The 13,063-nt window shown below is 70.4% G+C and carries 10 protein-coding genes; 4 read left to right on the top strand and 6 right to left on the bottom strand.

Going from position 1 to position 13,063, the window contains the following annotated elements:
• Nucleotides 1-2 precede the first annotated feature (2 nt).
• The 5 genes from ACFQGU_RS05950 to ACFQGU_RS05930 all read right to left on the bottom strand — a co-directional run bounded on the left by ACFQGU_RS05950 (nt 3) and on the right by ACFQGU_RS05930 (nt 7,690).
• Nucleotides 3-1,013: an ABC transporter permease gene (locus tag ACFQGU_RS05950; RefSeq protein ID WP_386764681.1), complete on the bottom strand. Its 1,011-nt coding sequence runs from the start codon at nt 1,011-1,013 to the stop codon at nt 3-5.
• 89 nt (nt 1,014-1,102) lie between these two features.
• Nucleotides 1,103-2,860 (bottom strand): ABC transporter substrate-binding protein, encoded by a 1,758-nt coding sequence (locus ACFQGU_RS05945; protein WP_386764679.1) that lies wholly within the window; start codon nt 2,858-2,860, stop codon nt 1,103-1,105.
• Nucleotides 2,861-2,976: 116 nt separating this feature from the next.
• Complete coding sequence (locus tag ACFQGU_RS05940) at nt 2,977-3,963, bottom strand: ABC transporter permease (RefSeq protein WP_386764677.1); 987 nt, start codon at nt 3,961-3,963, stop codon at nt 2,977-2,979.
• A 359-nt stretch (nt 3,964-4,322) separates the two neighbouring features.
• Entirely contained in the window at nt 4,323-6,212 is a 1,890-nt protein-coding gene (typA, locus tag ACFQGU_RS05935; RefSeq protein WP_386764675.1) for a translational GTPase TypA, read from the bottom strand.
• Between the two features lie 209 nt (nt 6,213-6,421).
• Nucleotides 6,422-7,690 (bottom strand): NUDIX domain-containing protein, encoded by a 1,269-nt coding sequence (locus ACFQGU_RS05930; protein WP_386764673.1) that lies wholly within the window; start codon nt 7,688-7,690, stop codon nt 6,422-6,424.
• Between the two features lie 74 nt (nt 7,691-7,764).
• Here ACFQGU_RS05930 and ACFQGU_RS05925 point away from each other — a divergent pair, with 74 nt between their 5' ends.
• The 3 genes from ACFQGU_RS05925 to ACFQGU_RS05915 are packed head-to-tail and all read left to right on the top strand — an operon-like array spanning nt 7,765 to nt 9,852.
• Nucleotides 7,765-8,064, top strand: coding sequence for a 4a-hydroxytetrahydrobiopterin dehydratase (locus tag ACFQGU_RS05925; protein WP_386764671.1), 300 nt, complete (start codon nt 7,765-7,767; stop codon nt 8,062-8,064).
• A gap of 17 nt (nt 8,065-8,081) precedes the next feature.
• Nucleotides 8,082-8,420, top strand: a complete 339-nt coding sequence (locus ACFQGU_RS05920) for a DUF6191 domain-containing protein (RefSeq protein ID WP_386764669.1) — start codon at nt 8,082-8,084, stop codon at nt 8,418-8,420.
• Between the two features lie 55 nt (nt 8,421-8,475).
• A complete protein-coding gene (locus ACFQGU_RS05915) occupies nt 8,476-9,852 on the top strand; it encodes a TrpB-like pyridoxal phosphate-dependent enzyme (protein WP_386764667.1) in 1,377 nt (458 codons plus the stop codon).
• A 593-nt stretch (nt 9,853-10,445) separates the two neighbouring features.
• Here ACFQGU_RS05915 and ACFQGU_RS05910 read toward each other — a convergent pair.
• Entirely contained in the window at nt 10,446-10,796 is a 351-nt protein-coding gene (locus ACFQGU_RS05910; RefSeq protein WP_386764666.1) for a zinc ribbon domain-containing protein YjdM, read from the bottom strand.
• 251 nt (nt 10,797-11,047) lie between these two features.
• Here ACFQGU_RS05910 and ACFQGU_RS05905 point away from each other — a divergent pair, with 251 nt between their 5' ends.
• Nucleotides 11,048-13,063 (top strand): S8 family serine peptidase, encoded by a 2,016-nt coding sequence (locus tag ACFQGU_RS05905; RefSeq protein ID WP_386764664.1) that lies wholly within the window; start codon nt 11,048-11,050, stop codon nt 13,061-13,063.

Genomic DNA, 13,063 nt, shown 5'->3' with positions numbered 1-13,063 from the left:
GGTCAGCTCAGGCGCACGCGTGGGTCGACCACGCCGTAGAGGACGTCGACGACGATGTTGGCGACGACGATGAACAGCGCAGCGACGATCGTGACACCCATGATGACGGGCAGATCCTGTTTCTGGATCGCGTCGATCGACAGGTACCCCAGCCCTGGGAGGCTGAACACCTTCTCGGTCAGGATCGCTCCACCGAGCAGTGCTCCGAGGTCCAGGCCGAAGATCGTGATGATGGGCGTGAGCGCCGCACGCAGCGCGTGCTTGCTGATCACCTTCCGGCGCGACAGGCCCTTGGACACCGCGGTCCGGATGTAGTCCTCGGACATGGTGTCGAGCATGTTGGCGCGCGTGAGCCGGGCGTAGAGCGCCGCGTACAGGAACGCCAGGGCGACCCACGGCAGGATCAGCGACTGCAGCCACGCCACCGGATCCTCGGTGAGAGGTTTGTACGACGGTGGTGGCAGGAACCGGATCGGGCCGTACACGAACACGTACAGCAGCACGAGCCCGGTGAAGTAGACGGGTAGCGAGACGCCGGCGAGCGCGATGATCATCGCGACCCTGTCTGTGATCGTGCCCTTCTTCAGGGCGGACAGGATGCCGACCGACAGGCCGAAGATCAGCCAGAGGATGGCGGCCCCGACGGCCAACGACGCCGTAACGGGGAAGCGGTCCTTGATCAGGTCCCAGACCGGGGTCTGGTAGCGGAACGAGTAGCCGAAGCACGGGGCAGGGCAGGGGCGGACGCCGTCGACGGTGCCGTCGGAGTACTCACGGCCCACCACGATGCCCTTGACGAACTGGCCGTACTGCACGAGCAGGGGCTGGTCGAGACCGAGGCCCTTCTCGATCTGGGCGATGATCTCCGGCGTCGGGTTCTTGCCCGCGTACAGGTACGCGGGGCTCGAGCCCGTGATCTTCGGTCCCAGCTGGAACAGGAAGAACGTCACGAGGCTGACGATGAACACGACGACCACGGCCCCGAGGAGCCGTCGGACGATGTACCGGAACATGTGCCCTCCGCAGGGTGTGGCCGACGGGATTGTCTCCCGCCGGCCACACCCGCGTGTTGAAGTGGAGCGATCAGCTAGCTAGGACTTCGTCACTTGCCGCCGGTGCCGACGTTGACGTAGTCGTAGTAGTTACCCACGCCACCGTTGAGGTAGATGTTGGTGAGGCGGGGGTTGCGGTAGTAGAAGGTCTTGTCGAACTGAACCGGCAGGTACACCGCGTTCGCCATGACCTGCTGGTCGAGCTGCTTGGCGAGGTCGTCGGCCTTGGCCTTGTCGCCCTCCTTGGTCAACTGGTCGAGCAGGTCGTTGACCTTGGGGTCGTTCAGCGACGGGTAGTTCGAGTTGCCCTCGTCGAGGATCGCGTTGCCGTTGGCGATGGACTGCCAGAAGCCGTAGGCGGTCGGGAAGTCAGCGCCCCAACCAGCGATCGCGATACCGATCTTCTGGTCGATGACGTTCTTCGGCGAGCCGATCCACGTCGAGTAGTACGACGAACCGTCGTTCGCGGCGCCGCCGACCTTGATGCCCACGCGGCCGAGGTTCTGCTGGACCGAGGCGAACAGGTCCGGGCCGAGACCCTGGTTCACGTACGCGAGGTTGATCGAGAAGCCGTCAGCCTGACCGCACTCCGCGAGCTTGGCCTTGGCCTGCTCGAGGTCACCCGTGCCGTCCGGACCCGAGGGGTACGGGTTGAACGTCTCGTCGAAGCCCGGCACGAGCGGGGGCGTCATCGTGTTGGCGAGGTCGCCACCGGTGTCGCCGCCGCGGACCTTGCGGTAGTCGGCCTTGTTGAAGGCGTAGAAGATCGCCTCGCGGCACGCCTTGTTGGTGAGCGGCTCGACCGTCTGCATCACTGCGATGTAGCGGGTGAAGCCGGTCACCGGGTTGTCGGCGTTGGCCTTCTTGGTCTCGTCCGCGAGGACGAGGGCGCGGCTCTCGGGGAGGATTCCACCGTCGGCCTGAAGGTCGAGGTCACCGGCGAGCAGGCGCTTGTCGAGGTCGGCAGCGTCACCGATGATCGTGAGCTCGACCTTGTCGACGAGGGCCTTGCGGATCTCGTCGGTCGCCTTGTCCCAGTTGGTGTTGCGCGACCAGGTCGTGCTCTTGCCGGCCTCGAACGAGTCGATCTTGTAGGGGCCGGACGAGAACGGCTTCTTGCCGTAGTCGGCCTTGGTGTCCTTCGACGCCGGGACGGGAGCGGCCGTGGGCAGCGCCATCAGGAAGTTGAAGTCCGCAAAGGGCTTGTTGAGCTTGAAGATGATCGTCTTGTCGTCAGGCGTGGTGACCGACGGGAGGTCGCCGTTCGGGTCCGCGTAGGGGCCCTTGTAGGTGCCGTCGTCGAGCAGGCTGGTGAAGTACGACGACGGACCACCGTTGATCACGTCGGTCGCGAAGAGACGCTGCACCGCGTACTTCACGTCCTTCGACGTGATGGCGCTGCCGTCCTCCCACTTCACGCCGTCCTTGAGCGTGTACTTCCACTCGGTCTTGTCGGCGTTCGCCTCACCGGCGGCCGTCGCGAGGTCGGGGACGACAGCGGTGCCCGCGGCGCCCGGCAGGGGCGCGAAGCCCATGAGCGAGCGCGTGAAGAGCCGCTGGATGTCCCAGCAGTACGCGTAGTAGGTACGAGCCGGGTCGTACGAGTCGCAGTCGGACGTCGCGCCCATCTTCAGGGTGCCACCGGTCACATCGGACGGGTTGACAACGCCGGTCGCAGCCGCGTTGAAGCCGCTGGCGGCCGGGGCGCTCGTGGTGCCACCGCCGCTGCCGCCACCGCATGCTGCGAGGGCGAGCGCGGCGGCAGCGCCGACAGCTGCGATCGCAGTCGCGCGTCGAGTGTTCGCCATGAACAGATCCACCTTCTCCTCAGGGTGGTCACCGGGGCCGTCGGATGACGGTCTCGGGCTCCCCGGCCTCCCGCCGGGAAAGTATGTGGTGGGCGGTCAGACCGCCCGGATCAAGGTCACTGGGTGCCCTTGGGGTCGAACGCGTCGCGCAGCCCGTCTCCGAAGAGGTTGAACGCGAGGACGCACAGGAAGATCGCCATGCCGGGGACCGCCATGTAGAACGGCACGAGCTGGAACGAGCTCACCGAGCTCGACAGCATCTGGCCCCAGGTGGGGGTCGGCGGCTGGAGCCCGACGCCCAGGAACGAGAGCGCCGCCTCGGCCAGGATGTTGGTCGGGATGATCAGCGTCGCGTAGACGAGGATGATCGGGAGCAGGTTCGGCAGGAGCTCCTTGAACAGGATGCGACGGGTCGGCGCGCCGATGCTGCGCGCGGCGTCCACGAACTCCTTCTCCCGCAGCGAGAGCACCTGGCCGCGGATGATGCGGCCGATGTACGGCCAGCCGAAGAAGCCGATCACGAAGGTCAGGAAGGCGACCTGGGCCGGCACGCTGTCTCGGTACCAGTCGGTGAGGCTCACGATCACCAGGGCGCCGATCGAGAAGAGCAGCACCGGGAAGGCGAGCAGGATGTCCATGCCGCGGCTGATGAACGTGTCGAGCCACCCGCCGCGGAAGCCGGCGAGGATGCCGAACACGACGCCGAGGACGACCGTCAGCACGGTGGCGAGCAGCGCGATGATCAGCGAGTAGCGGGCGCCGTAGACGATGCGGGCGAAGATGTCGCGACCGAGTCGGGGCTCCACGCCGAGCGGGTGCTCCCAGGAGGCGCCGGCCCACGGGCCCTTCGGGAATCCGAGGTCGTCGAGCTGGTCGGTATTGGTCGAGAACGGGTCGACGTCGAAGATGCGGCACAGCAGCGGCGCGAAGATGGCGACCAGGATGAAGAAGATGATCATGCCGGCGCCCACGAGGGCGACCTTGTCCTGGCGCAGACGGCCCCACGCGATGGCACCGAGGGAGCGCCCGGCGATCTCGGGCGTCGCTTCAGCGATCGCCGGCGCGTCGTCGTCGCGGCGCTCGGTGTCGAGAGGCACGGTCATGGAGAACCTGTTGCCTTCCTGTCTGGTTCCGGGAAGACCTGTCGTTCCCGAGATCGGCGTACGGACGATTGCCGGGGTCACCGGCTCGCCCCCAACCCCGGGACCTCGGGAAACCTATGTCATCCCAACGGACGGATGAAGCCACGCTCACCCCCGTGACCGGATCGTGACCGCGGGGGGGCGGATCGGGACCATTCCGACATACCCGCGGCACCTGACTGTGACGATTCGGCCGGAATCGGGTCTCGATGTGACGGGCGTCACCGTATCGCCGCAGGTCGGCGCGCGTGCGGGAACGCGAGGAGCCCGCGACGTCGCGTCGCGGGCTCCTCGGTGCGGCGGGTCGGCTGGCCGGCCGGTCAGCCCTTCTTGGCGCGGGCGGCCGAGCGGCCGCGCTCGGTCTGGTCGAGGACGACCTTGCGGATGCGCACGGTGGCCGGCGTGACCTCCATGCACTCGTCCTCGCGGCAGAACTCGAGCGCCTGCTCCATCGACATCTGCTTGTGCGGGATCAGGGGCACCAGGACGTCGCTGGAGGACTGACGCATGTTCGTCAGCTTCTTCTCCTTGGTCGGGTTGACGTCCATGTCGTCCTGGCGCGAGTTCTCGCCGACGATCATGCCCTCATAGACCTCGGTGCCCGGGCCCACGAACAGCGTGCCGCGCTCCTGGAGGTTGGCCAGGGCGAACCCGGTGGTGGGGCCGCGGCGGTCGGCCACGAGCGAGCCGGTCGGGCGGGTGCGGAGCTCGCCGTGCCACGGCTCGTACTTGTGGAACACGTGGTGCAGCAGGCCGGTGCCGCGGGTCTCGGTCAGGAACTCCGTGCGGAAGCCGATGAGGCCGCGTGCGGGCACGACATACTCCATGCGGACCCAGCCGGTGCCGTGGTTGACCATCTGCTCCATGCGGCCCTTGCGCAGGGCCATGAGCTGGGTGACGACGCCGAGGTAGTCCTCGGGGATGTCGACCGTGAGGGCCTCCATCGGCTCGTGCACCTTGCCGTCTACGAGCTTGGTGACGACCTGCGGCTTGCCCACGGTGAGCTCGAAGCCCTCGCGCCGCATGATCTCCACGAGGATCGCGAGCTGGAGCTCGCCACGGCCCTGGACCTCCCAGGTGTCGGGGCGCTCGGTCGGCACCATGCGGATCGACACGTTGCCGATGAGCTCGGCCTCGAGGCGGTTCTTCACCAGGCGGGCGGTGAGCTTGTTGCCGCTCTGGCCGGCGAGGGGCGAGGTGTTGATACCGATCGTCATGGAGATCGACGGCTCGTCGACCGTGATGAGCGGCAGGGGGCGCGGGTCGTCGACGTCGGTGAGGGTCTCGCCGATCGTGATCTCCTCGATGCCCGCGATGGCGACGATCTCGCCGGGGCCGGCCGACTCGGCGGGGACGCGCTCGAGAGCCTGGGTGATGAGGAGCTCGGCGATCTTGGCGCGGGTGATGGTGCCGTCGTGCCGCGCCCACGCGACCTGCTGGCCCTTCTTCAGCGTGCCGTTGTGGATGCGGCACAGGGCGAGACGGCCGAGGTACGGCGAGGAGTCGAGGTTGGTGACGTGCGCCTGCAGCGGCATCTCGGGGTCGTAGTGCGGTGCCGGCACGGTGTCGAGGATCGTGGTGAACAGCGGGATGAGGTTCTCGCTGTCCGGCATGCCGCCGTCCTCGGGACGGTTGAGCGAGGCGCGACCGGCCTTGGCGCTGGCGTACACGACCGGGAACTCGATCTGCTCGGCCGTGGCGTCGAGGTCGAAGAACAGCTCGTACGTCTCGTCGACGACCTCGGCGATACGGGCGTCGGGACGGTCGACCTTGTTGACGACCAGGATCACGGGGAGGTTCTTCTGCAGCGCCTTGCGCAGGACGAAGCGGGTCTGCGGCAGCGGGCCCTCGCTCGCGTCGACGAGCAGGAGCACGGCGTCGACCATCTCGAGGCCGCGCTCGACCTCGCCGCCGAAGTCGGCGTGACCGGGGGTGTCGATGATGTTGATGAGCACGCCGCCCTCGGGAGAACCGGGTCCGACGTACCGGACCGTCGTGTTCTTCGCGAGGATCGTGATGCCCTTCTCGCGCTCGAGGTCCATGGAGTCCATGACCCGCTCCTTCACGGAGCCCTCGTCGGCCTGGTGGGCGGTGAACGCACCCGACTGCCAGAGCATGGCGTCGACGAGCGTGGTCTTGCCGTGGTCGACGTGCGCGATGATCGCGACGTTGCGCAGGTCGTGGCGGACGGCAGGGCCGGGCGTGGGCATGGGTGACCTCGGGGTCGAAGACGGGGAATCGCGCCCAGTCTACCGGCGAACCGCCCCTCCCCCGACCGCCCGACGTCCCCCGCTCAGGGCACAACACGCCCGTGAGGGGCCGATTCTGTCCGGAGACTCCCAGCCGAGCTCCGGCCAATGGTCGACGACGACGCGCTGGGACAAGGGCGGAAGACGCCCCTGGAGGGCTGGCTCTGTCCTTATCGGGTGACGTCGGTGCGTTGCTCGAAGCCGTCGGGGGTGGGGGCGTACGAGACACGGACCGTGCCGAGCGCTGAGAGGTCGGACACGTGCGTGCCGCCGCAGGGGATCACCGCGGGGCCTCCGGGCACGTCACAGACCCAGCGCCGCCGGGCCGACAGCGTGGGGTCGCCGTCGGTCTCGAGCCGGCTCACCGCGCCGGTGGCCACCCAGGCGTCGAGCAGCACGTGGGCCTCCCCCGCGACGTCGTCCAGCGCCTCGAGGAACGACGCCGAGTCGAAGCCGGCCTTGCGCAGCGACTTGCCGCACCGGTAGGCGTCGTACGCCGCGTCGGGCTCGATCCGCGACACCTGGATCGCGATCTGGTCCAGGAACGGGAAGCCGCGCGAGTCGCGCCGCGGCGGCTCCTTGGTCCAGAACCGGGCGCTGGCCTCGTTGAGCGCCAGCGCCGCGAGGTGGCAGGCCGAGTGCCCGCGGGAGTACGCCGCCCGCCGGGCCGGGTCCACCGCGAGCGGCACCACGTCGCCGGCGCCGGGCGCGACCGAGCCGGCCCCCAGCAGGTGCGCCACCACCCACGTGCGGCTCGGGTCCCCCCTGCGTACGCCGACCGCGTCGCCGAGCAGCAGCGCGCCCTCGTCGTCGATCGCGCCCATGACGGAGTCGACGACGTGGGCTCCCGCGACGAGGCCGGTGTCGCCCGGCTGGTCGGGCCAGCTGTGGTCGAGGGGGTGGAACGGAGTCCGGTCGACGACGACCGCGACGCGTCCGTCCTCCTGGACGTCCGAGCGCACCACGACACCCTCGCCCTCGAGCGCGCCGGCGGGGAAGTCGACCCACGTGTCGATCCGCAGGGCAGCGGCTGCGGCCGGGGCCACATCGGGCTCGAGCCAGGGAACCGAGCCGAGCTCGCGCGGCGCGAGCCAGCGCACCTCGTCGTGGGCGACGCCGGCCTCGGGATCGCCCCGGTCGATCCGCGCACGCAGCACGCGCAGGACCGACCGGTCGTCGAGCGGCCAGTCGCCGCCGTCCGGGCCGTGCACCGCGCCGACCACCTCGATGTCGACGCCGAGCTCCTCGAGCAGCTCGCGAACGAGCGCGCGGGCCGGGTCCTCCCCGGGCTCCACCTTGCCGCCCGGCAGCTCCCATCCCCCCGCGAGCGACTCCGGGCGCGAGCGCCGAGCGGCGAGCAGGCGCCCGCGGCTCTCGATCGCAGCGGCCACGACCACCCGTCGTCCGTCGGCCGTCACGTGGGTGGGGGCGTCGTCCATGCCGCGACTCTGCCAGACGCGGACTGACGCGATCGACGGTGGACTCGGGCGTCCCCGGGTGCGACCGTGGAGGCATGGCCAGGCTGCTCGACGACGAGGAGATCGCGCGCCAGCTGACCGCCCTGCCGGGGTGGGTGGGCGACGGCGCGGCGCTCCACCGCGACTACGAGCTGCCCGACTTCCTCACCGCGATCCGTGGGGTCGACGAGATCGCCCAGCTCGCCGAGCACATGGACCACCACCCCGACATCGATATCCGGTGGCGCACGCTGCGGATCACGCTGTCGACGCACAGCGAGGGCGGGACGACGCAGCTCGACGTCGAGCTCGCGCACCAGATCCACGAGGTGCTCGCGCGGCTGGGGGCGACCTGATGGGGAACCTCTGGGCCATGACCCTGCCTGCGCTGGTCGTGCTGCTGATTGTCGTCGCGGTGGTCGACGTCGTCGCCACCCGACGCCGCAACGCACGGACCGGGGAGAAGGGCCGACCGAAGGTCGCGGCGGCGGGCTTCGACGTGCTCGGCCTCGCGCTCGCTCCCTCCACCCGGCACAAGCGGGAGCACGACGAGTTCCTGGAGATCAAGCGCGACGAGGACGGCGACGCCGCCCCTCCGCGCAGCACCGTCGACCTCGACTCCGGCGTCGCACGGATCGTGCTGCCGCCCCACGACGGAACAGCCAGGGACACCTCGTCGAACCGCCGGGCGCACTCGCGCGACTCGCACTAGGTTCGGCCTCACCGCGGGGCGACCAGCGCCCCGCACACGTGGATGGGTGAGGTCGATGGACGACACGGTGCGCCGGCACAAGTACACGCTCGACGAGGACGAGATGCCGACCACCTGGTACAACCTCGTGGCCGATCTGCCGACCCCGCCGCCGCCGGCCCTGCACCCCGGAACGCTGCAGCCCGCAGGCCCGGAGGACTTCGCGCCCCTGTTCCCGATGGACCTCATCATGCAAGAGGTCACGCAGGACAGGTACGTCGAGATCCCGGGCGGCGTCCTCGACGTGTACCGCCAGTGGAGGCCGTCTCCGCTCTTCCGCGCGCACCGGCTCGAGGAGGCGCTCGGCACCCCCGCACGCATCTACTACAAGTACGAGGGCGTCTCGCCGGCCGGCTCGCACAAGCCGAACACCGCGGTGCCGCAGGCCTACTACAACAAGAAGGCCGGCGTGAAGAAGCTCACGACGGAGACCGGCGCCGGGCAGTGGGGCACCGCGCTGTCGTTCGCGGCCGCGCTCTACGGCCTCGAGTGCGAGGTGTGGCAGGTGGGCTCGTCGTACGACAGCAAGCCCTACCGCCGTCTCATGATCGAGGCGTTCGGCGGCACCGTTCACCGCTCCCCCTCCAACCTCACCGCGGCGGGTCGCAAGTTCCTCGAGGACCCGGCGAACTTCTCGGGCTCGCTCGGCATCGCGATCTCCGAGGCCGTCGAGGTGGCGGCGTCGGACCCCGACACCCGCTACGCGCTCGGCAGCGTGCTCAACCACGTGCTCCTGCACCAGACGATCATCGGCGAGGAGGCGCTGCTGCAGATGGCGAAGGCGGGCGACACCCCGACCCACATCGTCGGCTGCACCGGCGGCGGCTCCAACTTCGGCGGCCTGTCGTTCCCGTTCCTGCGCGAGAAGCTCGCGGGCCGGATCTCGCCCAGGATCATCGCCGCAGAGCCGGCGTCCTGCCCGTCGCTCACGCACGGCGTCTACGCGTACGACTTCGGCGACAGCGCCGGCATGACGCCGCTCATGAAGATGCACACCCTCGGGCACGACTTCATCCCGGACCCGATCCACGCGGGCGGCCTGCGCTACCACGGCATGTCGCCGCTCATCTCGCACGTGTACGAGCTCGGGATGATGGAGGCCCAGGCGATCCCGCAGACCGAGTGCTTCTCGGCCGCCGTGCAGTTCGCACGCACCGAGGGCATCGTCCCCGCGCCCGAGCCGACGCACGCGCTCGCCGTCGCGATCCGCGAGGCGCTCAAGGCGAAGGAGACCGGCGAGGAGACCGTCATCCTCACCGCGCTCTGCGGCCACGGGCACTTCGACCTCGCGGCGTACGACGACTACCTCAACGGGCGCATGGTCGACGAGGAGGTCAGCGAGGCACGCTTCGCCGCCGGCCTCTCGACCATCCCGCCGGTGCCGGTCGGCTGACCCCCCCCCACGACGAGAGGCCGTCCGGCGCACCCGCCGGGCGGCCTCTCGCGTCGTATGTCCGCCGACCGGCCGCCGGCGGGTGACGGCGCCCGCATTCACCCGGCGGCCAGGGGATCGCCAGAGCAGCTGCCCGGTGGCGAGCATGAGCGCGACGACGGCTGCTGCGAGGTGCTCGCCCACGGCCAGGGCCCCGACGAGAGCGAGCAGCGCGATGACGTCGACGCTCAGCTGGCGGTGCCGTACGGCGCGGACGGTCGCGACCAGCGAGAGCACGAAGCCCTGCGCCGTCGCGAGCAGGAGGAGCACGTCCGCCGCGGTCGTGCGACCGAGCAGGAGGAGGACGACGCCGGCGCCGAGGAGCACGGCGCCTACGGCGAGCTGTACCTGTTCACGCCGGGGCCCAGCGGTTCGCGTCGTGTGGCTCATGGCCACCACCTCGATCCGAGGACGGGCGAGCGACGCCGCAGCGCACGTCTTCCTCCACCCAAGGCCGGGAACAGCTGGGCGGCCCGTGAAGGCGGGACGCCCCACGTCACGTCGCAGTGCGCGGCCGTGGCCCCGGAGAGCGATCGCGTGCGGGCAGCGGCCGATCAGACCTTCTTCACGACGCTCGACTTCAGCTGCATGGGGCCGAAGCCGTCGACCTTCGCGTCGATGTCGTGGTCGCCGACGCCGTCGATCAGACGGATGCCGCGCACCTTGGTGCCGACCTTGATCGATCCGCCGCCGGCACCCTTGACCTTGAGGTCCTTCACGATCGTGACGTCGTCACCGTCGGCGAGCACGTTGCCGACGGCGTCCCGGATCACCCGGCCGCCGCCGTCCTCGGATCCGCCGGACGGCGACCACTCGTGCGCGCACTCGGGGCATACGAGCAGCGCCCCCATCGCGTAGGTGTACGCGCTGGAGCACTCGGGGCACGGGGGCAGCTCGTCGGGCATGCGCCCATCCAACCGTGCGCGGTGCGCCAGATGCCTGCGGGCGCACCCAGGGCAGCCTCACCGAACGTGCCCGCGGGCGACCGCTTCTCACCCGGAAGGCGGTGCGCACCGCATGCCCCCGCGTTCGATGACCTTCTTCAACGGGCCCCTGAGCACGAATCGGTGAGCGGCCGCCAGTCACCCCAACGGCGTATGAATGTCGGCTGCCGGTGTGCCGATACATCCCTGGGTTCCTCTGTCAGGAGGCCGACATGGCCAGCACGTCGCGGGTGACGATCACCGGCACCGCCGGTGGCACCACCGCAGCTCGGCTCATGCGTGGCCGGGTCGGACAGCGTTCCGGCCTCGCTCTCGGCGCAGTCCTCGCAGCATCTGCGATGACCTTCGCCCTCGGCGCTCCCGCAACCAGTGCGGTGACCGCCACGGGCGCCCCCACCCTGCTCTCCGTGCAGGGATCGGCGCTCTCCCCCGATGCCGCAGCGGCCTGGGTCACCTCTCGTGGTGGCGAGGTCCTCGCGGTCTACGACGTCGCCGACGCGCTGCTCGTCTCCCTGCCCGCCGGGGTCACCCCGCCGGACGGGGCCGTGCGTGTCGCCGACGTCCCGATGCAGACGACCGGTGCACCGACCGCCACGGCTGCGAGCGACGTGAGGGGCGCGACCCATCGCGCCACGATCGGCGCACCCAGCACGGCGACCGGCTCCGGCGTGACCGTCGCGGTCGTGGACACCGGCGTCGCCGATGTCGCCGACCTCGCGGGGCGCCTCACCCACGTCAACGTCAGCGGCGGAGCTGCTGGCGACGGCCTGGGCCACGGCACGTTCATGGCTGGTCTGGTCGCAGGTGACGGGTCGTCCTCGGGCGGCACCTACACCGGCGTCGCGCCCAGCGCCCGCATCCTCGACGTCCAGGTCGCCACCTCGGACGGCTCGACCTCGCTCTCCCGCGTGCTCGCGGGCCTGCAGGCCGTGGCCGACGCCGCGAAGGCCGACCCGTCCGTCCGCGTCGTGAGCCTCGCGCTCTCGACCGGCGACCCGCTGCCGCCGTCGGCCGACCCGCTCTCGCGGGCCCTCGACCGGCTGTGGGCCAAGGGCCTCACGGTCGTCGTCTCCGCAGGGAACGACGGCCCGGCCGACGGAACCGTCACCAGCCCCGGCGCCGACCCCACGCTCATCACCGTGGGCGCTCTCGACGAGCACGGCACCTCGGCACGCGGTAACGACACCGTCGCCACCTTCTCCGCACGCGGGACCGAGTTCGGGGCCAGCAAGCCCGACCTCGTCGCTCCCGGCGTCTCGCTCGTGTCCACCCGCGCCGCGGGCAGCACGGCCGACGTCGAGAACCCCGCCTCGCGCGTCGGGGACGGCTACTTCACCGGTAGCGGCACGTCGATGAGCGAGGCCATCACGGCCGGCGCGGCGGCAGTGCTCATCGGGACGCGCTCCGCGCTCACCCCGGACACCGTGAAGAAGCTGCTCACGAAGACCGCGTACGACCCGAAGAACCTGAGGAAGGCCGACGGTGCCGGTGACGGCGCCCTCGACCTGGCTGCTGCACTCGCCGCCGCGCCCACGGCCAGGATCGTCACGGTCAAGGGCTCGATCGCGAGGCTGGCCGACGACTCGTACGGGCCCAGCCCGGACGACGCCGCCGCCTGGCAGCAGTTCTCCGACGCCTGGGCCGCAGGCGACCTCGAGGCAGTGGCAGCGATCTGGGCGACGCTCTCCGAGCAGACCCGCCGCTGGGCAGCCACCGCGTTCTCCCTCTCGCTCGTGTCGGCCAACGCCGGCGCCGACGAGGAGGAGTTCGCGGCGATCGAGGCGCTGGCGCACCGCTGGTCGACCGAGTCGTGGAAGTCCCGCGACTGGGCCACCGACGCGTTCGTCGCCCACCGCTGGTCCTCCGACGACTGGGCAGCGCACCGCTGGTCCTTCGCCGACTGGGCAGCGCACCGCTGGTCCGGCTCGGACTGGAGCGCGCACCGCTGGTCGAGCGAGGCCTGGGACGCGCACCGCTGGTCCACCGAGGCCTGGGACGCGCACCGCTGGTCCACCGAGGACTGGCTGGCGTTCGCCTGGGTCGCCCACCGCTGGAGCTCGAACGACTGGGCCTCCGATGCGTGGAACGAGCAGGCCTGGTCGGCGCACCGCTGGTCGGCGCACCGCTGGAGCGACTACGCCTGGTCGGCGCACCGCTGGTCCGCGCACCGCTGGTCGGTGGACGGCTGGTCCGCGCACCGCTGGTCCGTGGACGCGTGGGACGTCTGA

The sequence above is a fragment of the Longivirga aurantiaca genome (genome assembly GCF_042660085.1).
Classification (GTDB): domain Bacteria; phylum Actinomycetota; class Actinomycetes; order S36-B12; family CAIYMF01; genus Longivirga; species Longivirga aurantiaca.
The sequence above is the reverse complement of the archived record's forward strand: the minus strand, read 5'-3'. Positions and strand labels throughout refer to the sequence as shown.